At 47.0% G+C, this 22,175-nt stretch carries 22 protein-coding genes, 1 CRISPR repeat array and 1 riboswitch; of the genes, 8 read left to right on the top strand and 14 right to left on the bottom strand.

What is annotated here, in order from left to right:
* Window positions 1-6 precede the first annotated feature (6 nt).
* The 9 genes from FT12353_RS07245 to FT12353_RS07205 all read right to left on the bottom strand — a co-directional run bounded on the left by FT12353_RS07245 (window position 7) and on the right by FT12353_RS07205 (window position 9,580).
* On the bottom strand, window positions 7-1,128 hold the full coding sequence (locus FT12353_RS07245) for a LuxE/PaaK family acyltransferase (RefSeq protein WP_203619267.1): 1,122 nt from the start codon (window positions 1,126-1,128) through the stop codon (window positions 7-9).
* The gene (locus FT12353_RS07240; RefSeq protein ID WP_203619266.1) at window positions 1,121-2,437 is read right to left on the bottom strand and encodes a solute carrier family 23 protein; all 1,317 of its coding nucleotides are present in this window, start codon (window positions 2,435-2,437) and stop codon (window positions 1,121-1,123) included. Before FT12353_RS07240 ends, FT12353_RS07245 begins: the two co-directional genes overlap by 8 nt.
* A 122-nt stretch (window positions 2,438-2,559) precedes the next feature.
* Window positions 2,560-2,663, bottom strand: a riboswitch (TPP riboswitch).
* A gap of 228 nt (window positions 2,664-2,891) precedes the next feature.
* Window positions 2,892-3,686: a tryptophan synthase subunit alpha gene (gene trpA / locus FT12353_RS07235; protein WP_203619265.1), complete on the bottom strand. Its 795-nt coding sequence runs from the start codon at window positions 3,684-3,686 to the stop codon at window positions 2,892-2,894.
* The gene (trpB, locus tag FT12353_RS07230; protein ID WP_059393665.1) at window positions 3,679-4,887 is read right to left on the bottom strand and encodes a tryptophan synthase subunit beta; all 1,209 of its coding nucleotides are present in this window, start codon (window positions 4,885-4,887) and stop codon (window positions 3,679-3,681) included. The genes trpA and trpB overlap by 8 nt, the downstream gene beginning before the upstream one ends.
* Window positions 4,887-5,663, bottom strand: a complete 777-nt coding sequence (locus FT12353_RS07225; RefSeq protein WP_203619264.1) for a phosphoribosylanthranilate isomerase — start codon at window positions 5,661-5,663, stop codon at window positions 4,887-4,889. The genes trpB and FT12353_RS07225 overlap by 1 nt, the downstream gene beginning before the upstream one ends.
* A complete protein-coding gene (gene trpC, locus FT12353_RS07220; RefSeq protein ID WP_203619263.1) occupies window positions 5,650-6,447 on the bottom strand; it encodes an indole-3-glycerol phosphate synthase TrpC in 798 nt (265 codons plus the stop codon). The genes FT12353_RS07225 and trpC overlap by 14 nt, the downstream gene beginning before the upstream one ends.
* Entirely contained in the window at window positions 6,444-7,457 is a 1,014-nt protein-coding gene (trpD, locus tag FT12353_RS07215) for an anthranilate phosphoribosyltransferase (RefSeq protein ID WP_203619262.1), read from the bottom strand. Before trpD ends, trpC begins: the two co-directional genes overlap by 4 nt.
* Window positions 7,450-8,049, bottom strand: a complete 600-nt coding sequence (locus tag FT12353_RS07210) for an anthranilate synthase component II (protein ID WP_203619261.1) — start codon at window positions 8,047-8,049, stop codon at window positions 7,450-7,452. The genes trpD and FT12353_RS07210 overlap by 8 nt, the downstream gene beginning before the upstream one ends.
* A complete protein-coding gene (locus FT12353_RS07205; RefSeq protein ID WP_203619260.1) occupies window positions 8,033-9,580 on the bottom strand; it encodes an anthranilate synthase component I family protein in 1,548 nt (515 codons plus the stop codon). The genes FT12353_RS07210 and FT12353_RS07205 overlap by 17 nt, the downstream gene beginning before the upstream one ends.
* Before the next feature lie 860 nt (window positions 9,581-10,440).
* Here FT12353_RS07205 and FT12353_RS07200 point away from each other — a divergent pair.
* The 8 genes from FT12353_RS07200 (at window position 10,441) to FT12353_RS07165 (ending at window position 18,003) form a co-directional block, all read left to right on the top strand.
* Window positions 10,441-11,319 (top strand): shikimate dehydrogenase, encoded by an 879-nt coding sequence (locus FT12353_RS07200; RefSeq protein ID WP_168778037.1) that lies wholly within the window; start codon window positions 10,441-10,443, stop codon window positions 11,317-11,319.
* Window positions 11,316-12,068 carry a type I 3-dehydroquinate dehydratase gene (gene aroD / locus FT12353_RS07195; protein ID WP_203619259.1) on the top strand — a complete coding sequence of 251 codons (753 nt, stop codon included), beginning with the start codon at window positions 11,316-11,318 and terminating at the stop codon, window positions 12,066-12,068. Before FT12353_RS07200 ends, aroD begins: the two co-directional genes overlap by 4 nt.
* A 12-nt stretch (window positions 12,069-12,080) precedes the next feature.
* Window positions 12,081-13,517: an MFS transporter gene (locus FT12353_RS07190; RefSeq protein ID WP_203619258.1), complete on the top strand. Its 1,437-nt coding sequence runs from the start codon at window positions 12,081-12,083 to the stop codon at window positions 13,515-13,517.
* Between the two features lie 94 nt (window positions 13,518-13,611).
* The gene (aroC, locus tag FT12353_RS07185) at window positions 13,612-14,781 is read left to right on the top strand and encodes a chorismate synthase (protein WP_168778034.1); all 1,170 of its coding nucleotides are present in this window, start codon (window positions 13,612-13,614) and stop codon (window positions 14,779-14,781) included.
* 9 nt (window positions 14,782-14,790) lie between these two features.
* The gene (gene aroA, locus FT12353_RS07180) at window positions 14,791-16,077 is read left to right on the top strand and encodes a 3-phosphoshikimate 1-carboxyvinyltransferase (protein ID WP_203619257.1); all 1,287 of its coding nucleotides are present in this window, start codon (window positions 14,791-14,793) and stop codon (window positions 16,075-16,077) included.
* 5 nt (window positions 16,078-16,082) lie between these two features.
* Window positions 16,083-16,940, top strand: a complete 858-nt coding sequence (locus FT12353_RS07175; protein WP_203619256.1) for a prephenate dehydrogenase — start codon at window positions 16,083-16,085, stop codon at window positions 16,938-16,940.
* A complete protein-coding gene (locus tag FT12353_RS07170; RefSeq protein WP_203619255.1) occupies window positions 16,937-17,449 on the top strand; it encodes a shikimate kinase in 513 nt (170 codons plus the stop codon). The genes FT12353_RS07175 and FT12353_RS07170 overlap by 4 nt, the downstream gene beginning before the upstream one ends.
* An 11-nt stretch (window positions 17,450-17,460) precedes the next feature.
* Window positions 17,461-18,003 (top strand): hypothetical protein, encoded by a 543-nt coding sequence (locus FT12353_RS07165; RefSeq protein WP_203619254.1) that lies wholly within the window; start codon window positions 17,461-17,463, stop codon window positions 18,001-18,003.
* 60 nt (window positions 18,004-18,063) lie between these two features.
* On the opposite strand, the gene FT12353_RS07160 is transcribed toward FT12353_RS07165, so the two are convergent.
* The 5 genes from FT12353_RS07160 to cas1 all read right to left on the bottom strand — a co-directional run bounded on the left by FT12353_RS07160 (window position 18,064) and on the right by cas1 (window position 22,143).
* Window positions 18,064-18,342 carry a hypothetical protein gene (locus FT12353_RS07160; protein WP_059393679.1) on the bottom strand — a complete coding sequence of 93 codons (279 nt, stop codon included), beginning with the start codon at window positions 18,340-18,342 and terminating at the stop codon, window positions 18,064-18,066.
* Between the two features lie 148 nt (window positions 18,343-18,490).
* A complete protein-coding gene (locus FT12353_RS07155) occupies window positions 18,491-19,213 on the bottom strand; it encodes a gamma-glutamyl-gamma-aminobutyrate hydrolase family protein (protein ID WP_203619253.1) in 723 nt (240 codons plus the stop codon).
* Between the two features lie 279 nt (window positions 19,214-19,492).
* Window positions 19,493-20,254: a CRISPR direct-repeat array (repeat unit 36 nt; unit sequence GGAAGAAACCCCATTAATCTGACATACATCTAAAGC).
* A gap of 28 nt (window positions 20,255-20,282) precedes the next feature.
* Window positions 20,283-20,954 (bottom strand): type II-A CRISPR-associated protein Csn2, encoded by a 672-nt coding sequence (gene csn2 / locus FT12353_RS07150; protein ID WP_203619252.1) that lies wholly within the window; start codon window positions 20,952-20,954, stop codon window positions 20,283-20,285.
* On the bottom strand, window positions 20,951-21,256 hold the full coding sequence (cas2, locus tag FT12353_RS07145) for a CRISPR-associated endonuclease Cas2 (protein ID WP_239061196.1): 306 nt from the start codon (window positions 21,254-21,256) through the stop codon (window positions 20,951-20,953). The genes csn2 and cas2 overlap by 4 nt, the downstream gene beginning before the upstream one ends.
* 11 nt (window positions 21,257-21,267) lie before the next feature.
* Window positions 21,268-22,143, bottom strand: a complete 876-nt coding sequence (gene cas1 / locus FT12353_RS07140; RefSeq protein ID WP_203619250.1) for a type II CRISPR-associated endonuclease Cas1 — start codon at window positions 22,141-22,143, stop codon at window positions 21,268-21,270.
* Between the last annotated feature and the right edge of the window lie 32 nt (window positions 22,144-22,175).

Below are 22,175 nucleotides of genomic sequence, written 5' to 3'. Positions count from 1 at the left end.
CCTCTTTCATGCCTGATTGGCTTGCAGTAGTTGATCAATCGAAATCGAACACCCCTTCGACTCCGCCCCAGCGATTCGACCGAGCAAGGTAAAGCCAGCTTCATCCTGGACTGCTAAATCTTCTGTTAAAATGCCCAAACATGAGTTCCAGTTTGAAAGATCGTAATAAGCCAAAACCCCCTTTTCACCCGGCGTAACTGGTTCCAAGGTATCGGTATCTAAAATTCTGACACGAACCCAAGCCGGTGTTTGCTTACTATAAATTGGCTCCAACCCCTGGTTGAGGCGCCACAGGTTCTGGTCATAGCACTGTGAACTAATTTCCGTCATGCCATACATATTTAAATAATAATCACGGCTGACGCCAAAGGTTCCTTCCAAATCAGCTAGCAGCTGGTCTTCGCTAACTTGACGCGACTGACCCTTGAAACCACCAGTATCAAAAATCCGACTTTTCTCAGCCAGGTGGAAGACTAATTTCTGCTGTTTTAGATAATCCAAAAGATGGACGTAGGAAAAACTAGCCCCTAATAACATCACAGGACGCTGGTCCTCTTCTGCCGCCTTCAAAGCAGCGACCACGCCCTGGTAATCGATACCGTCTTGATTGACGTAAGCTCGACTATGTTGGTCACCAAACTCGGCAATGGCGTGACTAACATAATGAGCCAAAGAAGAATTTGCTAAGTGTTCTTCATCCGAGAAAAGACCGATAATCGTGATTCGATCAACGTCTGGAAGGACGTACTGCTTGAATGGGGCCTTCATCGATTCATTCCAAACAGCAAAAGTTGGATGGTAGCTATGACTACGGTGGTTTTTATCCGTTGTCCCACTCGACATAAAAACGGCCTCGTCCGCCGTAATTGGTGTTGTCGACAGTGTTAACTTCTTGTATCCCTGAATCGGCATGAGTGGAATATCTTGCCACCGATGAACCATTAACGGACTTTTTCGTTGTTGTTGCGCATATTTTTTATAGGGTAAATTATGGTCAAATTGATATTGAAATAAATCGAGGGCCAGCCGGTTAAAATCCTCATCGCTTTCATGATGGCCGTCCATGACTTGGTGCTGATCAATAAAACTCAGAATTTCTTCTTGAATCGCTGCAACTGAATCACTCATGGTTCTTTTCCCTTCCAAAAAATCCTGGTATGACAATTAATAGGATATGCAAAGTCACAACCGACAGGGCACCAACTAAAATACTATTTGAAAAGAGTGACTGATAAATACCTGAAAAGCCCTTTGCATAAGATGGCAAGGCAATGGCCAACAACAAAGACAAACCAATACTCATCCGTGTTGCTTCGCTCTTATCAGCCTTCTGCAGGGTTGCAAAGCCCGTCGTCAACAAAGTCGCCGCTGCCGGCAAAAACATTCCACCAATCACTGGTGCTGGAGTCAAAGCCAGAACTGCCGCAAACTTAGGCACGAACCCTAGTAAAATCAGCAATCCCCCGGCCAATAGAATTGGCTTACGAGAATGAACCCCCGTCAACTTCATCACCCCTAAGTTTTGGGCAAAAGCGGTTGTTGGGAAACCACCAATCAAAGAGGAAAGCATTGAACCACCCGCTTCACCAGCAATGCCACGGCTAATACGCTTTGAGCTTAATTCTTCTTTGGTAACATCGGCGGATGCTTCATAAACACCCAAAGCTTCAACCACCGCCACTAAATAAGCGATGAAGAAGGTCAAGAAAATATCCCAATTAAAACGAAATAGTCCATATGGGAACAACCGTGGTAAGCCAAAGAGCGGTTGGCTTTTGACGCCTGACAGGTCAATCATCCCCAAGCTGGCCGCCAAAAGATTGCCGACTACCAGGGCCAACAAAAAGGAAAACTTACGCCAGTAACCGCGGCCAAACAACGATCCCAAGACAACAATCAAAGTGGTCACCACGGCCACCAGCAAAACATTCGGTGCTGCGAAGCCTTTTGTTCCGGGCGTACCCCCTAATAATTCCGACATTGTAAAACTTGAAAGCGAAACGCCGACCAAAAAAATAATGGTCCCGGTAATCGCAGGTGTCAGCTTCTTGGCTAAGCGATGAACCCAGCCAAATAACGACATCAGCAAAACAATAAAGCCACTGAGAAAGACGGCGCCACCGGCGGCTGGCAAGCCCCCAGTTTTACCAGCGCTAATCATTAAGGCGTCAAAGGCCGCTGAGGGTCCTTGCACAATCGGCAGCCGCGCTAATTTTGAAGCCTGCAAAATCGTCACGAGACCAGATGCCAAAAAAATAGCACTGATCAAGTTCGTCGACAGGGCTAACGAGAGGCCCGCAGCTGAGGCAACAAAAATCGGGTCCAGCCAGACATTGGAAACAAAGATATGTTGAATACTAATCAATAGGATCTGACCGGTGCTTAATGGTACCTCTTCCGGGGAACTTTCTTGCTGCTGATGGTTCTGTTGAATCATTTTTTCTCTCCTAAAATTTAATTCATCAATCCACCCTGAACAGTCTTTACCAGCAAAAGAAAAAGGTTGAATTCATGATGAATTCAACCTCAACCAAAAAGCCCTTAAAAAATGACCCTTGTTAACGATATTAGTTGCATTCCTACGCTGGTATTAACCAGATCAGGTACATAGGGTCTAAGACATTTCTGTCTAATCTCAGCGTGATGCTCCCCTTGCGAATTAATTAATTTTTTTCAGTATAGCATGAAATTTAAAATTAGAACAAATATAATGCACTATTAATCCAAAAAATTCGAATCTAGCCCACTAACGACAAAAGGCAATAGACGAACCAACCAAAAGTAAGCAAAGCCACTCAGCAACACCATTAACTTTAAAGTCACTCACAAAGCCGGTTTAGGTGTTAGCAGGGGTACTTGCTTTTGACTAATCCGTTAAGCCTCTTCGACCGTTAAGCCTCTTCGACCGTTACGTCATCAACGGCAGCACGGATTTCCTCGGCGTATGCCTGTAACTTTGCCGGTGCCTCTTGACCATTGTCAGCCACAATCTGGACACAGGCGGACCCAATAATGACCCCATCGGCCAATTCCGCCATTGTCCGTGCCTGGTCGGCAGTATGGACACCAAAGCCAATGGCCACCGGTACATCCGTGACCGCCTCAATTTGCCCAACAACCTCCGCTAAATTAGAAGCAAAGGACTCGCGAGTACCCGTCACCCCCAAAGAAGAAACCAGATAGATAAAGCCGGTCGCTTCTTTGGCAATCATTGAAATGCGCTCACCAGACGTCACCGTAATCAACGGAATCAAATCCAAGCCGTGCTTGTCAGTAAAGGGAGCCGATTCCCCTCGTTCTTCATAGGGCAAATCGGGGATAATCAGGCCATCAACACCGAATTTTTCACAGTCGGCAGTAAAACGCTCATAGCCGTACTGGAGGACAACGTTTAGATAGACCAAGAAGACCAACGGCACTGCTGTTTGCCGTCGAATTTCCTTTACAGCTGCAAAAATCGATTCAATCGGCAAATCAGGGTCACGCAGCGCCCGTAAATCGGCCGCCTGAATAACGGGACCATCGGCGACTGGGTCGGAAAAAGGAATCCCAATTTCAACCACGTCGGCCCCGCCTTCAGCCAAGGCCACAACATTTTTAACAGTTGTTTCCATGTCTGGATCATTAGCGGTGACAAAGGCAATAAAGTTTTTATGGTTTTTAAAGGTCTGACTAATTTTACTCATGAATTTCAACCCCCCGATACTTGGCAATCGCGGCCACATCCTTGTCGCCTCGGCCAGATAATGTGCAGACAATGACCTGGTCTTTTGGCAATGTTGGCGCTAATTTTTGCACGTAGGCCACGGCATGGCAGCTTTCGATGGCAGCAATAATGCCCTCTTGCTTGGCAATGTACTCAAAGGCAGCCACGGCCTCATCATCGGTGATACCAACATATTGGGCCCGGTGTTCGGCTGCCAAGGCGGCGTGTTCTGGCCCAACTCCTGGATAATCTAACCCAGCCGAAATCGAATAAACCGGATTAATTTGGCCACTGTCATTTTGCAAAAAGAGCGACTTCATGCCGTGAAAGACACCCAACCGGCCCTTTTCAATGGTCGCCGCCGTCAAATCAGTATCAACGCCCTTGCCGGCCGCTTCCACCCCAATCAAGTCCACCTCAGGATGGTCGATATAGTGGGCAAAACTACCAATGGCATTGGAACCACCACCGACACAGGCAATAACCTTATCGGGTAAGCGTCCCAATTGGTCCTGAATTTGTTGCTTGGATTCCTGGCTAATGACACTTTGAAAGTCACGCACCATCTCCGGATAAGGATGAGGGCCGGTTGCCGAGCCCATCACATAAAACGTGTCCTCAGGTCGGGCCGCAAAGTCCTGCAGAGCGGCATTAATGGCATCCTTTAAGACCATTGATCCGGAAGTCACGGCATGAACCTTGGCCCCAAGGAGCTCCATCCGATAGACATTCAAACGCTGACGGTCCGTGTCTTCCTTTCCCATAAAGACTTCACATTCCAGGCCAAACAAGGCGGCAATCGTTGCCGTGGCCACCCCGTGTTGACCGGCACCGGTTTCGGCAATCAAGCGTTTCTTGCCCATCCGCTTGGCTAGCAATGCCTGGCCAATCACGTTGTTAATCTTATGAGCTCCCGTGTGGTTCAAGTCCTCGCGTTTGAAATAAATTTGAGCACCACCAAGGTCTTCCGTCATGTTTTTAGCATAGTACAACAGCGATGGTCGGTTAGCATAATTAGCCAGTAGGTCAGCCAATTCCGCCTGAAAATCAGGGTCAGCCTTCGCTTCCTGGTAAACATCGGCCATCTTATTCAACTCATTCATCAAGGTTTCCGGTACATATTGGCCACCATACTCTAAGAACCGACCGGCCTGTTTCTTTGTCTTGTATTCTGTTTCCATTACTTTCTCTCCTCTTGATGGGCAATGGCTACCAGTGCCACCATCTTGTTTAAATCTTTATGTCCCTTTGTTTCCGCCCCAGAACTCACATCAACGAAAGCAGGCTGATAAAGCTGCAATAAATCACTTAGATTATCGGGTTGAATCCCACCGGCCACAAACAAGTGAGTCGGTGCTAAACCAACTAACCGTTGCCAATCTAATCGTTGGCCGGATCCGGCACCAGCATCAACCATTAAAAAATCAACTAGGTCAAGATCCCCGTCTGGGTGTTCGGCCAAGCCGCCATTAAAATCAGCTAAAGCCGAATCACTGTCTGCCTTTTCGTCCGAACCACCATTAAAATTGGCTAAAGGGAAATTACTATCTTGACGCTTTTCCAAACCGCCATCCTGCTCTTGTGAGCGACGGAGCCGAAGCTGATTTTGCCAGTCCTTAGCCTGATCAATGGCATCATCCCCGACCAGGGCTTGGATAATCGGCACGCCGGCCGACTGCAACTGCCGGGCCTCGGCGATTGGCCGCTGGCCATGCAGCTGAATCATTTGAATCGTTCCCGTTTCAACTAATTTCAAAATCGTTTCGACCGGTTCAGCAACGAAAACACCGACCAATGGAATCCGCTCATCCAGCGCCTTGCGCACTACTAAAGCTTCCTCTGCCGTGACCTGGTGGCGACCAGGAGCAAAGACCACTCCCGCCAAATCAGGGCGCGCCTCGTTGGCCATCAAGGCCTCTTCCTTAGTCATCAAGCCACAAATTTTAATCTTGGTCATGGGCCAGCTCCCCCAATCCTGCTTCAATAAAAGCCTTTGGATCAGCCGCTTTCATCAGGGCTTCCCCGATGAGCACACCATTGATTCCTAAGGATTGCAGGTGGGCAATATCTGCCGGCTTTTTCACGCCACTTTCGGCAATAAAGGCAACAGAATCGGGCACCAAATCAAAGAGTCGTTGGCTATTGTCAAAGGAAACGGTAAAGTCCTTTAAATTGCGGTTATTAACCCCAATCATCTTGGCGCCGACGGCCAGTGCTTGACTGATTTCATCCTCGTCATGTGCCTCGACTAACACCGCCAGTCCCAGGCTTTCAGCCAGGTTCAAATAGGCTTGCAAGTCCTCTGGTGACAAAATCGCCACAATCAACAGAATGATTTTTGCGCCCGCGACCTTTGCCTGATAGATCATATAGGGGTCGATAACAAAGTCTTTCCGTAAAACGGGACGGGTCACCGCTGGCGCAATCTCGGCCAAATAATCTAATTTGCCCAAAAAGTAATCTGGCTCGGTTAAGACCGAAATGGCCGTTGCACCGGCTTGATCGTAGGTTCGGGCAATTTCTTGATAAGGAAAATCAGCTGCAATCACGCCCTTGGAAGGCGAGGCTTTCTTAACCTCGGCAATCACGTGAATCCCCGATGCTAAAAAACGGTCATAAACGTCCTGCGGGTCAGCCACAGGCAAGGCTTCTGCCTGCACTTTCAAATCAGCTACCTGCACCGCTTCTTTTTCTTTTACTAGCCGGCTTTTGGTGGCGACCACTAAGTCATCTAGAATCATTCAACAGCCTCCGCAGCGGTTAAGGTTGCCAGCAAATCGGCTACCCGACCATCATCGAGGGCCTCCTGGGCTAATTTCACACCCTCTTTAATCGTAATGGTTGGGTTGACGGCATTCAGGCCAATGGCTGCATTTAAGACCACGATATCGCGCTTGGCCCCCCGTTCCTCACCAGACAAGATAGCCCGGGTAATGGCCGCATTCTCCTGCGCCGTTCCACCAACAATTTCTTCTTTGGTTGCCCGCTTCAAACCGAATTCCTCAGGAGTAATCGTTTGGAACTGAATATTGTCACCCCGCAATTGCACTAACTTGGTTGGCGCCGAAATGGAAGCTTCATCGAGACCATCCGTTCCATACAAAATGTTGGCCGACTGGACACCGAGCTGGTGCAAGACCTGAGCCATCGGTTCCAACAATGCCCCGTCATAAACGCCCAAAACCATTTGCTTGGGTTCGGCTGGATTGGCCAATGGTCCCAAGACGTTAAAGATAGTCCGGATGCCTAAACCGCGACGAACTGGGGCCACATACTTCATTGCTTGATGGTACTTTTGAGCAAAGAGAAAGGTAAAGTGATTGTCCTTTAGCATTTGTTCGGCCTGGTCAACCTCCTGATTAATTGGGAAGCCAAGGGCCTCTAAGACATCGGCAGCACCACTCTTTGAAGATGCGGCTCGGTTGCCATGCTTGACCACGTCATAGCCCAGACTAGCAATGACCAAACCCGCCGTCGACGAAATATTAAAGGAATTAGAATGGTCACCACCGGTTCCGACGATGTCCAAGCCCGCCGGCTGCTTAGGAAATTCTAAGGCCGCCTGGCGCATTGCTTGGGCAGCCCCGGCAATTTCATCGGCCGTTTCCCCCTTTGCTGTTAAGGCCGTCAAAAGGGCGGCAATCTGAATTTCTTCAGCCTGGCCGGTCATGATTTCACTGATAACCTGGGCCGCTTCCTCGAACATTAAGTTTTGCTGTTGACTGACTGTTTGAATGGCTGTTTTAATCATGGTTCTTCTCTCCCGTATAAGCTAAGAAATTAGTAAAAATCTGTTTGGCGGCCGCTTGGTCCGTCATAATTGATTCGGGGTGAAATTCAACCCCGTAAACGTGGTTCTCTTCATCGGCAACCGCTTGGATAGTGCCATCATCGGCCTGGGCGGTCACGGCTAAGTGATTGGGGATGGTGGCCGGATCAATCATCAAGGAATGGTAACGCCCAACCGTAAATGTTGTCGGGCAACTGGCTAAAATGCCGACTGATTGATTGCCCTGCTGGTGAATCAGACTTGTCTTCCCGTGCATGAGAGGCGCCGTAACAATCTTGGCCCCATAGACCTCGCCAATTGCTTGATGGCCGAGACAAACACCGAGAACGGGCACCCGCCCGATGGCCGCTGCCAAAACGGTATTGAGGTTCCCGGCCTGATTTGGCCGACCCGGTCCCGGCGATAAGATTAATCCAGTCAGCGTTGGCTCCTCTAGGTCCTCAACGCTTACTTGATCGTTTTTCACCACCTTGATGGTCTGCTTGGTCAACTTGCCGATTTCTTGGTAGAGGTTATAGGTAAAGCTGTCATAATTATCAATTAGTAATAGCATTCGCTGCTGCCTCCTTTGTGACCAAGTCCAACATCAACCGGCTTTTATTTTCAAATTCACGATATTCTTCTTCTGGACTACTGTCGGCAACAATCCCAGCCCCAGCATGGACGACCAAGTGCTGGTCCTTCTGATAAGCTAAGCGAATACCAATGCAGATATCGAGGTCGCCATCAAAACCGATTGTGCCGATGCCACCACCGTAAATGCCCCGCTTGCGGTCCTCCAATTGATTGATAATCTGCATGGCCGAAATCTTGGGTGCCCCAGATAACGTTCCGGCCGGCAAGGTCGCTGTTAAAATATCGACAGGGGTTAAATCCGCCTGGACTTGGCTTTCGATTGTCGAACCAAGGTGCATCACATTTGGAAAGTAAAGCAGGTGACGTAGTTTCGTAACGGCAACCGTGCCAAATTGGCTAACTCGGCCTAAGTCGTTGCGGCCCAGATCAACGAGCATATTATGTTCCGCGAGTTCCTTTTCGCTATGCTGCAATTCCTGGGCAAAGAAGCGGTCCTCTTCTGCTGTTTTCCCCCGCCGCCGGGTACCCGCTAGCGGATACGAGAACAACCGGTCGCCGGTCTTCTTAATTAATGTTTCCGGGGAAGCGCCGGTTGCCTGGTAGTCACCGTTCTGAAAGTAGAACTGGTAAGGCGACTGTGGACCATTCTGAAGCCTGGTAAAGACACCTGGTAGGAGTTGCTGGTTATCCGTTTTGGCTAGGTAAGGATTGGATAAAATTAGCTGAAAGATATCACCGGCATGGATGTGTTCTTTCGTTATCTGCACCCGGTCACTGAAGGTGGCCCGGGTAAATTGATTGGTAAAAGTTAACGCTGGTTGGCTTTGGACCTCGTCGCCCTCAAGCGACTCATAGTTGAAGCTATCCTGATTTTCCTGCTCAGCGGCTGCTAACTCATTGTTCTGAACCCGGTCCATGATTTCACCAGCCTGGTCCGCCAAATCATTTAGTTCTTGTTGGACCTTTTCAAAGTCGGTCTCAAGCCGGTCGGACGCCACCGTTTGGCTTAAAATCAGCTCCTTGGTCTCGTGCCGATAATTGGCGACTACCTTTGGCAAAAATAATTCGAAATCTGCTAAGCCAAGGTCATCTTGGGCCGGTGCTAAGTGAACATCGGGATGGTAGCGGACAAAATCATAGGCGAAGTAGCCAATTAACCCGGCCACAAAGGGAACGGTATCAGTCACCTTCGGAATTTTATACTGTTGATAAAGCTGATTTAAGAAGGCAATTGGGTCGCCCTGCTTGGTTTCAACTTGACCAGCTGCGCTCGTCACTTGGATTTGGCCATCTCGGCCGGTAATCGTTTGCTCAAGCGAGAGAAAGAAGGTCGTTACACCCTCACGTTGAAAGATCATCGTCTGATCCTTGGTTGTCCCCAGTTCCTGCATAATCACCACTGGGTCAAAATTACTGATTTTCTTGCTAACAATCACTGGCAGGAAGGGATATTCTTGGCCATATTGCTTTAGGTCTGTCTGATTCAACTCTTGGACACCTCGTTTCATTTTTTCAACTAAAAAATCCGCCCATAACAATGCAATTTATGCTTTGTTAAGGACGGATTTTCTCCGCGGTGCCACCTTAATTAGGCTAAAAAACTGATTTCTTCGACAAAAAAAGCCGACGAAAAAAGTCTTTAGCCCCTCCTTAGCGAGATACTAACATATCCCCGACAACTGACGTATGCCTGACGTTTCCCGTACTCGAGCAAATGCTCTTTCAGCAGAACCCTCCGTGGTCCATTTAACTGCCTGCGTTCCATCGCCTTCCCAGCATCGGCGACTCTCTTAGCGTGCACAACAATCTTGATCTCCACATCATTGGTTTTTATGGACGAACTATTTAATTGCCCTCAGTTTAATCACAAAATGAAAAACTGTCAAGAAAAAATGAGGATTATTTTCATTTTGTTGATTTAAAAAATAAATTAGTCCAAGAAATAACAACTAATAACCAACCTTTTCTTCTTATATAGTCTATTATTCAGGCATCACACAAAATGAATGAAAAAAGAATAAAATGAGAAAAAGATGATAATAACTCTTGCAAAAACAAATTTCTTATGTTTTAATTAAAGCAACTTAACGGAAAGGGATTCCAACAATGAAAAAACCATCAGCACAAATGATGAGTCGTTATTATGGCTTTTATTACTTTAGATAGCACGTCCAATTCTCGATGCGGACGTGCTCAAGCGTACGCATCTAGGTAATAAAGTCATCTTTGTGTTGGCCGGCTAGATGTAACACCTAGTCGGTAATCGATGGCAATCATGATGGAATCTTTTCTTTCTCACTGTGAGCAATCAGCCGACTAGGTCTTTACCTAGCCGGCTTTTTTATTTAGATCAGAAAGGAAGAATCACATGACAAGAATTGATGGACACACCTACTTAATTGGCTTGATGGCCTACCCCATCCGCCACTCCATGTCACCAACCATGCACAACACCGCCTTTGAGGCCTTGAACCTGAACTTCGTTTACCTGGCTTTTGATGTCCCAGCCGAGAAGCTCAAGGATGGTGTCGCTGCTATCCGCACCCTAGACATGCGCGGTTCCAACGTTTCAATGCCCAATAAGCAGGCCATCATCCCCTACCTCGACAAGCTCGATATTTCAGCCGAACTCAACCAAGCCGTCAACACCGTGGTCAATGATAACGGCGTCTTAACCGGTTACACCACTGACGGCGTCGGCTTCGTCACTGATTTAAAGAAAAAGGGCCATGAAGTTGCTGGCAAAAAGATGGTCTTGATTGGTGCCGGTGGCGCTGGAACACCTATTGCCACCCAATCCGCACTCGATGGCCTCAGCGAAATCAGAATCTTCAACCGCCACGACGGTCGGTTCGACCACGCCCAAGAAACCGTCGACATCATCAATGAGAAAACCAATTGCCAGGCCAGCTTAACGGACCTCGCTGATCAAGCCGCTTTAAAAGAAGCCCTCGCTTGGGCCGATATCTTCTGTGATGCCACCGGCGTTGGCATGAAGCCACTGGAAGATCAAAGCCTTGTCGAAGATCCAACCTGGTTCAAAAAAGACCTGGTCGTTTACGACACGGTTTACGCCCCAAGAGAAACCAAGCTCATGACCATTGCCAAGAACGCCGGCGTCGACCACGTTTACAACGGTTTGGGGATGATGATTGAACAAGGCGCAGCCGCCTTCAAACTTTGGACCGGCCAAGACATGCCAATCGACCTCGTCCAAGCAGCAATTGAGGAGAAGGACCAACAATGAAAACACTGACCTGTCACAATACCATCATCGGGGAAAACGACCAAAGTGCCATTGCCCTCCCCATTGTCGCTGCCAACCTAGATGAGCTAAAAGAGCAATTGCCAGCAATCAAGGAAAGCCAACCTGATTTAGTCGAATGGCGGATTGACCACCTCGACCACACGCCAGAGTTAAAGGACCTAAAAGAAATTCGAGTCGCCCTAACGACTGGTTTGGGTGACCTTCCCATTATCGCCACCTTTCGATCACAGGGTGAGGGCGGTGCCATGCCACTTGAAGAAGCAGCTTACGGCGACCTCTTAGCTAAACTTGCTCAAAGTGGCTTTGACCTGATCGATGTCGAAGTTGACCACGACCAAAAAATGGTTGAAAAGGCCATCCAAGCCATCCATGATCAAAACCTTCAGGTCATCGCCAGTTACCACAACTTCCAATCCACCCCAACCAACGCCTTTTTACAAAATCAATTTGAAAAAATGGCCAACTTGAAGGCGGACATGGCCAAGATTGCTGTTATGCCAACAACCAAGGCCGACGTTTTACGCCTCTTAACCGCCAGCCAAACCGCCCAAGAAAGCCTAGCCATCCCCATCGTCACAATGGCCATGGGTGACCTTGGCAAAATCAGTCGGATTGCCGGTCAACTAAGCGGGTCAGCGATTACCTTCGCCAGCCTTGATGAAGCCAGCGGGTCAGCGCCCGGCCAGCTTACCATCGCTCAAATTCGTCAAATCTTTCAGTTACTCTAAGGAGAAATCGTTATGCAAACTTCCCGCCTTCGTCTCAAAGCCGGCCTCTTCACCAACTACTTAGTCCACGGCTTTGGCATGATTATTCTGACCCAAAACCTGGTCACCCTGGCCCACCACTGGCAATCCACTTTAACAGTGGCTTCCTTTATCCTTTCCGGAATTGGTATTGGCCGCCTCATCGCCTACCTGATTATGGGCTTTATTTCTGACCGCTTTGGCCGCAAGACAACCCTCTTAATCGGGATGATAACATACCTGATTTTCTTCGTGGCAACACCGCTGAACCAATCGGTTGCCCTGGCCTACTGCCTGGCCATCTTGGCCGGCGTGGCCAACTCAGCCCTCGACTCAGCAACCTACCCGCTTTTGGCAGAAATCAACCAAAACGGCACTAGTAATAGTGTTCTCTTGAAGGCCTTCATTTCTGTCGGCGAATTTATCTTGCCGATTATCGTTCTCTTCTTAACCGAACAAAAGCTTTGGTTCGGCCTCTCATTCTTGGTTCCAGCCATGATTTTGCTGGTCAACCTCGCCAACGTTCTCACGATTAACGTGAAGGATGCCAAGGAAACGGCCGCTGTTGCAGAGACGTCCGGCCTCAAGCTTGGCTTCGCTAAGAAATCAGCCTTGACCGCTGGCCTCTTCGTTTACGGCTACACATCAATGGCCGTCATGATTTGGTTTACCCAATGGATTACCATCTTTGCTAAGAAAATTGATTTCACGGTCGCCATGGCTCACTTCCTCCTTTCCCTTTACAGCCTTGGTTCCATCAGCGGCGTCATCATCGTCGTGGTCTTACTAAAGCGCCTGACCATTAAAAAAGAGCTCTTTCTCACATTAAATGCCGTCTCATTACTAGCTATCACCACGATTACCTTGAGTACCAACGAAACGATTTCGGCTATCGCCGCCTTCCTCTTTGGCTTCAGTGCCGCGGGAGGCTTGATGCAAATCGCCTTGAACACCCTCTTGTCCATCTACCCAAAGCACAAGGGTATGTTAACGGGTCTCTTCTTTATCTTCGGCTCCCTGGCTTCCTTCTCAGTGCCAATCATTACCGGCCTGATTGTGAAGAACCCAAGCATTAACCTAATGGCCGGTGATATTCTGGTCGCCTTGGTCGGTCTAGCCGTCGCCGTGATTATGTACTGGGCCTTGCCAAAGGAGAAGCGGGCGAACACCTCTTTAGCCGACGCACGAGAAGATATTAACCGCATTGATGCACAACTAATTGACCTCCTCGAACAACGCTTCGCCGCTGTCGATGATGTGCATAAGTTCAAACAAAATGGGCAAATTGCCATCAAAGACCTCGACCGCGAGCGCCAGGTTCTCGACAATGTTGCCAAGAAAACCAAAAATAAGGACCTGGTAACTTATAATCAAGACATTATCCAAACCATTATGGATAATTCCCGCAAGTACCAGGCATCACTGAAATAAGAACGAGCTGGTGGTTAACCCGCTTTCAACTATTCGCCACCATCGCCACTACAATTATCAAGAATCAATCCAGATACAGAAAAGGAAAAACATTATGCTCACATACTTAACCGCTGGTGAATCACACGGACCGGAACTTTCAGGAATCTTGACGGGCATTCCCGCTGGTCTAAAACTCGATATTGATGAGATTAACGCTGCCTTGGCTGCCCGTCAGGGTGGCTACGGCCGTGGTAACCGGCAAAAGATTGAGCACGATCAGGTCATCATCACTGGTGGTGTCCGCCACGGCAAGACGCTCGGTTCTCCAATTGCCTTAACGGTTAAAAATCGTGACCACAAGCAATGGTCTGAAATCATGAACCCCACCTCAGAAGAAACGCCAGAGAATACCCTGCGGTCCGTTAGTCGCCCCCGTCCCGGCCATGCTGATTTGGTCGGTGGAATGAAGTATGGTCACCGCGACATGCGAAATGTTTTGGAACGGTCATCGGCCCGCGAAACAGCCATGCGGGTTGCCATCGGTAATATCTGCAAGCAGGTCTTGCAAGCCCTAGATATCAAAATTGTCGGCTACGTGGAAGCTATTGGCGGGATCCATGCCGAGGGGAGCCAACCCACGGATGTTGATCAAATTGAAAAGTTGATTGCTCAAAACGACTTGCGTCTCACCGAAGAGACCCAGGTAACAGCCATTCACGAATTAATTGATACGGCCAAGCGCAATGGCGATACTTTGGGTGGCGTCATCCGAGTGGTCGCCGAAAACGTGCCAGCCGGCTTAGGCTCTTATGTTTCCTGGGATACAAAATTAGATGCCAAGCTCGCAGCGGCCGTAATGGGCGTCAACGCCATGAAGGGTGTTGAAATCGGCGATGGCTTTGAAAATGCCGAACACCCCGGCAGCCAGGTCATGGATGAAATCGACTGGCAAGAAGGTCAAGGCTTTTCCCGTAATTCAGACCACCTGGGCGGCTTTGAAGGCGGGATGACCAACGGCATGCCAGTCATTGTTAAAGCCGCGATGAAACCCATTCCAACGCTGTACAAGCCGCTACAAAGCGCCGACATCAATAGCAAAGAAGTCAAAAAGGCCACGGTGGAACGCTCTGACACAACCGCAATTGTGCCCGCCTCAATTGTGATTGAAAGCGTGATTGCCATCGAATTGGCCAAGGCAATTACCGATACTTTCGATGGTAGCAACCTCGCCCGCTTGCAAAAGCAAATTGCAGACTACCGTCTCGAACTCAAGAATTTCTAAGGATAAATCATGGCAGAACAAGATCGAACAAAATTAACCGGACGCATCACCGTTCCCGGTGACAAGAGTATCTCCCACCGTAGCATTATCTTTGCGGCGATTAGCACGGGTGTAACAACGATTGATAATTTTTTGAAATCAGCTGACTGCCTGTCCACGATGCAGGCCTTCAAGGACTTGGGGGTCAAAATTGATGAACGAGATGGCCAGGTGGTGGTTACCGGTGTTGGCTTAAAGGGGCTGACTCAAAGCAACCAGCCTCTGGACATGGGCAATTCCGGCACGTCAACTCGGTTGATTACCGGGCTCTTGGCGGGTCAGCATTTTGATTCAACGTTGGTGGGGGATGCCTCACTTTCCAAGAGACCAATGGCCCGGGTCACCGACCCGATCAGCCAGATGAGAGCTGATTTTACCAGCACTGAAAACCACCTGCCATTAACGGTCTTCGGTCGCCCCCTCCATGGGATTCATTACCGCCTGCCGGTTGCCAGTGCCCAGGTCAAAAGTGCCATCATCCTCGCCGCCCTTCAAGCAACGGGCGATACCGTGATTGAGGAACCAACGGCTTCAAGAGACCATACGGAACGGATGTTGGCTGCCTTTAGCCCGGCCAGTATTGACCGTGAGGACCACAAGATTACCATTCACCCCGGCCATCCTCTGACCGCCCAACACGTCACCGTTCCTGGCGATATTTCCTCTGCCGCCTTCTGGTTGGTTGCGGTTGCGATTGTGCCCGGTTCTTCCATTACGATTGAAAATGTTGGAATTAATCAAACGCGTACCGGGATTCTCTCAGTTCTCAAGCAAATGGGTGCACAACTGGCCATCCAAGAACGTCCCCAGGCCAACGAAGAAACAGAGCCCTCTGCTGATATTACCATCACGGCCTCGGCACTCAAGCCCTTTGAAATCGGTGCTGAAGAAATCCCCGCCCTTGTTGATGAAGTGCCCCTCTTGGCCCTCTTGGCGGCCAGAGCGGATGGCGTCAGCCGCATTACCGGCGCTGAAGAATTACGCTTCAAGGAATCCGACCGACTTGCGGTCGTGGCCGAAGAATTCCATAAGCTCGGCATCGCCATTGAGGAATTACCCGACGGCTTCGTGATTGATGGTCGCAAAAGTTGGCAAGTGCAAAACACTGATTTGGACAGCCACCAAGATCACCGAATTGCAATGACCCTCAAAATTGCTTCCCTACTGGTTCCAGAGGACGTGACGATTCGAGACTTTGATGCCGTTAATATTTCTTACCCCAGCTTTTTAGCTGACTTGCAACGATTAAGGAGTTGATCAAATTGAAAACTGTCTTTATCAACGGGTTAGGGCTGATTGGGGCCACCATGGCCAGGATCATCAAAGCCGCTAACCCGGCCACAACCATTATTGCTTTTGATCCAAAACAAGAAAATATCACCACGATGGTGGACGATGGCGTCGTTGATTCGGCCGTCGACTTTGAAACGGGAGCCAAGCAGGCTGATTTAATCATCCTCGCCACACCCGTTTCCGGCATCTGCTCAAGCTTACGCCAATTGGCTGAGCTTGATTTGAAATCAGGTGTCCTCGTGACCGACGTCGGCAGCAGCAAGGAAACCATCCTAGCCGCCGCCGAACCACTCATGAACCGCGGTATTCAATTCCTAGGCGGCCACCCGATGGCTGGTTCCCACCTAACAGGAAGCAAGAATAGTCGGCTAGACCTCTTTGCCAACCATAGTTTCTTCTTGGTGAATGGGAACGCCAGCCCAGCCGCTATCAAGGAATATCAGGTGCTCTTGGCTCCTGGTCAGCTGCACTTTAGCTCTCTAACTGCCAAGCAGCACGACCAACTCGTTTCAGCCACTAGCCACCTGCCCCACATGGTTGCCTTTGCCTTGACCAATACCATCATTCCTGAAGTGGACGACATGGCCATCGACCCCGGCATTCCTTCCGGTGGCCTCTTAGACACCACGCGGATTGCCAAGGCTGACCCTGACATGTGGACCGCTATTTTCACGAGCGAACGCGCTGATTTATTAGCACAAATTGATCAATTTCAAAAGCAACTAACCCGGTTACGGACCGCCATCGCGGTTGATGACCAAGACAGTATTCATGATCAACTACAGGCCGCCAATGAGGCCCGCCTACGATTGGAGGAAAAGCGATGAGAATTACCTTAATTGGCTTTATGGGTTCCGGCAAAACCACCGTTGCCCAAGAACTCAGCCAACAGTTGGCCTTACCAAACAACGATCTCGATACCTTGATTGAGCAGGCTGCGGGCTTGACCATCCCCGCCTACTTCGAACAGTTCGGTGAGGCCCACTTCCGCCAACTCGAACAAAAAGTCTTAACCGAGGCCCTGAGTTTGGAAGGCATTCTGTCAACTGGCGGTGGCACCCCGGTTCAGGTCAGCAACCAAGACTTACTGCAAAATCAGGACGGCCCAGTTATCTTCTTGGATGCCAGCGACCAAACCATTACCACCCGCCTCTTGGCCGATGGGGTTGCTAGTCGCCCACTTTTCCAACAACTGGGGATGGACGGCCTGCTAGAACTCAAGCAGACCCGCCAACCAATTTACGAAAAAATTGCCAGTGAAATCATTACCGTCGATGGCAAACAACCGGCTGAAATCGCCGAAGAAATTATTCATACAATCAACGTCAGCATTTAGGAGGATTGACGATGGCTACTATTCATACCTTAGGACCAAAAACAACCGACAGCTATAAGGCTGCAAAGCACCTGCAAGATGAGGACCCTGACTATCAGGGCCTCACGATTACCTTGCATGAGAACTTTGAGGACGTCTACCAGCACCTGACAGATTTTATCGGTGATTATTTTTTGGTCCCAACCGCCTACCAATCAGACGATGGCGACAGTTGGACAAGAAATAACTACCGCTACCTCGATCACTTGACGATTCAGACGACCTTTGCTTTGCCAACTATGCCGATGTTGTTAACGGAAAACCAAGCGTTGAAAAACAAAAAAGCTATCCTCCATCCGGCAACGACGGAACTGATTCATCAATACATGATTGATAGCCACCAAAATCTGGCCGTTGACTTTGTGCCCAGCAAGCCACTGGCACAGACGGCCTTTGAGGAAGGTCACTACCAATACGCCATCTTCAGTAAGCAATCCTTCCTCCCCCACGATTCACTGACCATCATTAAGGAATACCACCCCGAGATGGTCTGGTGCCTTTATCAAATCAAATAAAAAATCAGCATCCGCTCATACAAAAAGACCGACTTTTCAGTCGGTCTTTTGTTTATTATTTTATTTGGCAGCGGAATGTTTTCTTTTGGACTGATTTTTGAAATAAAAATAAACCAGCCAAAGAACCATAAAGACGGTAAAGTATACCAGCATATCCCAGGTTCCCGTCACAACATTGCTCATTGAACGAGCATCGCGTTCGGTCTCAATCCGAATTCCTAGTGCTGTTTCTGTCACTCCGCTTTGGGAAATATTAAACATTGCAACAAAGAAATCCATCAACAGCAGTCCCATAAAAATGAGTCCGCCCTTCGTCACCGGCCATAAATATTTTTGCATTCTAATCACCTCATTGCTATTAAATTTAGCTTTCGCTTGCCACCATTATAAGCAATTCGGTTTGCAAAATTTATTCCCATTTGACATAAATTTCCGGGCCTCAGTATTGTAAAATTAAGGGTTTATCCCTGCATTTATAATCGTTCAATTAGGCCTTTTTTTCAGCCACCAAAGCAAAGAAATCCTGGAAAAACTTTTCCTGATTTTCATGGTCAGACCAAAAAGTTTCCGGATGCCATTGAACGCCATAAACGGCCAAATCAGGATTTTCAATCGCTTCAATCACGCCATCATTAGCCCGTGCAGTGACCTTGAAACCGTCCGCGACCTTTTTCACCGCTTGATGGTGCTTGGAGTTCACGAAGGGGTGAGTCCCCTGCGACTTGGACACAAAGCTACCCTCTTCCACGTTGACGAAATGAGTTGGGAAAGCTGAATCCGGCACCTGTTCGTGGCGAATTGCTTCTTGCTCATATTGTGAGGGCAAGTCCTGATAGAGCGTCCCACCAAAAGCAACATTAATGATTTGAATCCCACGGCAAATCCCAAAAACAGGTTTATTCTGCCGAACACTTTCCTCGATGACCGCCTTTTCAAAATCATCGCGTGGCACATACGTTACGCCAATGTGCTGGTGCGGATCTTCACCGTAAAGGTGTGGTGAAACATCCGGTCCGCCCGGAATGATAATGGCATCCACCATCCCGACCATCTCTTTCGCCATTTCTGGCTTAGCAATTGGCAAAATCATCGGAACCACGTCGTTTTTAACCAAGACGTCCACTAGGCGCTTTTGAACGTAATCAGCTAACTTCAATCGGCTCGGGGCTGTTTGTTGCATATTTGCATCTGCTGTAATACCAATTTTCATCAATTCGTCCTCTTTTCAAGTAGAATAAGTAAATTTGATTATAGACCAGTTGGGAGAAAAAGGAAAACTTTGTCAAAAAAAGACTAGCTATTGCACTAGTCTTTTCTAATAATTCGCCCAATAAGTATTAATCGATGAAAGTTTGAATCTCAAGGGCATGTTACTCCGATATTAAGGCAACTGTGCTATATGAGTTCAATCGATCCGTATTCGACAAAATTTGGGTAATATATAACGTCCACCCAGTTAAAACAACTGGCAAACCAAACGCTAACGGCATGAAGAAACCCTATTAATCTGACATACATCTAAAGCAGTCCCTTCACGATCACTACCAAAGAAATGGGAAGAAACCCCATTAATCTGACATACATCTAAAGCTGGCGCTTGTGAGAAATCAATTTCCCATACGGAAGAAACCCCATTAATCTGACATACATCTAAAGCTCGTTACTATGCCACAAAATCTTCAAGCATGGAAGAAACCCCATTAATCTGACATACATCTAAAGCCATCTTCCAAAGAATCAATCTGACTAATTAGGAAGAAACCCCATTAATCTGACATACATCTAAAGCCAAAATGGAAATGGTCATTTTTATTTGGAGGGAAGAAACCCCATTAATCTGACATACATCTAAAGCGGTAACGCACATTATGTTAACTACTGAAAAGGAAGAAACCCCATTAATCTGACATACATCTAAAGCCCAATCAATTCTTTCTTATCCATCACTCCAGGAAGAAACCCCATTAATCTGACATACATCTAAAGCGAGCAAGTAATGGAAAGGTATCAAGACAAAGGAAGAAACCCCATTAATCTGACATACATCTAAAGCCTTAATTGACTCATAGGACAACCGCATAATGGAAGAAACCCCATTAATCTGACATACATCTAAAGCGGCGCTTTATATCAGCGGATTAGCAATAGAGGAAGAAACCCCATTAATCTGACATACATCTAAAGCTTCCGGCATTAAATGGTCGGCAAGGTGATAGGAAGAAACCCCATTAATCTGACATACATCTAAAGCCTACCGCTCAATAGTTACAAGACACATACTAAGTAAAAAGTACAAAATCCTGGTCAATATAGCTCGCTTTAAACGTTTCATCATTAATGGCGTTCTCCCTGCTTAAGTTCAGAGATATGAGATTAATACCTTCAGCTAAAAGGCATTGATGGAGTTGATTTAATTCTGACATATCACAATACAAAGATAAGTTTGTTAATAGCAAATATCGCTCTTCATTTAACATCCCCATCGTGTGTACTATATCTTCTATTTTATCAAATATCGTATTCACATTGCTTTTTTCAACAGTAATATTTTGTGATTTTATAATTTTTTCTAAGTTCCATTCACTTTCAATTCTGAATGGCAAATTACTATCAATAATTTCTTCAGCCAGAAGCGATTGTAACTCCATACTTAAATGATAAGCTTTATCACGTCGCTCATCAGATATTGCTGTTTCCAAAATAGTAGGAATAAATTTACTATAATAGTTCCTAATATCACCACCTCCGACCGGATCACCCAGAAACATTCCTACTTTATTCAATGCCTTCGGTTGATAATTTTCACTGTAAACAATCTTGTCTCCTATCCCCTCTCTGATAGCTTGAATAACACGGTTGTATAATTGAGCATCAGCAAGACTGATTAAATTCAGCCCTTCGTCTATCTGGATCGTTCCAGCACCTTCAATATTCAATTGTCCAATAGTCATATCACAATCACCTTATCATCTCTATTTTTAATATCATTTTTTGGTTCTCCAACAAGAAAATGAATACTTGCATATTGCTTTTCAGTCACTTGCAAAGTTTGAATCAACCCAGCCTTTGGAACAAAGGCTTTAATTCGTTTTTCTAATAAATTTGCCGCTTTCTGATTAGTCACCACACGAACATAAATGCTTTCTTGCATCATTAAAAATCCTTCACTCAACAAAGCTTTTCGGAATTGACGATATCCCCTTTGCTCTATTGATGTTTCCACGGGTAAATCAAACATTACAATCAATCGCATAATTCGGTACCTCATAAAATAAACTCCATTTCAGGCAGTAATTCTGTTTCAGAACTCAAATATTTTAAGCACGCTAATACATGCTGTTGAATTGCCTGTGCCAGTTCAACTTTTTTGCCGTTATAGCTAATTATTTCGTTTAGCACGTTGATCAAATTTAGTTTCAAATCAAGTGATAACGATAAATTTTGCTGATTTAATACGACCCGATCAATATAAGGACGAAATGGCTCCATTAAATCAGATGCTAAATTAAAAGCGTTACTTCCACTTTGATGGTGCACCCCTAACTGGGTTAAATAACCGGCCGCAACAATTTCACGACTCACAGCTGATAATAGAATCGAATAACCATAGTTTAAGTGAGCATTGATTAACAGTTCTTCATTGGACCTTTTAAACTCCTTACCGTACATTCTTGGAAAATACTGCCTAGCGGCTTGGCCTTCAATATTTTCTGGGTCCCCGAACTTCACTTTGTCAGATAATTCCTGTAATTTCAAAAATTCAAGCTGAACGTCTTCCGGCAGTGCTTGATGTTGATTTATAATTTTAGCCGATACTATTTTTTTCCATAAATGTTTTTTCAGATCATCTGTCCACGAAATTTGTTTTTGTAAATTAGCATTCTGATGAACATTTTCATGATACCCACAATATTCACCAACAGGCATGCCCTTTTCATCACAGGTAATGATCTTCACGTGTTTCTTATTCAATTCGTTAATAGCATAAGATGTAATCACTGATCTTGTGTTGCCCAATATTAATATTCGAATATCATCAATTGGTATCTGGAAAGATTCATTTTTCGTTTGAACATTAATATCGTTCATCTTAAAATTAATTTTTGCGTGTTCATTAATCAATATTGTTCGCCAAGCCATTTTTTTCTCCCTTTTCACATTCCGATGTGATA

The organism is Fructobacillus tropaeoli, from assembly GCF_016860625.1.
Lineage (GTDB): Bacteria > Bacillota > Bacilli > Lactobacillales > Lactobacillaceae > Fructobacillus > Fructobacillus tropaeoli.
This window is presented reverse-complemented; position numbering and strand designations above follow the sequence as displayed.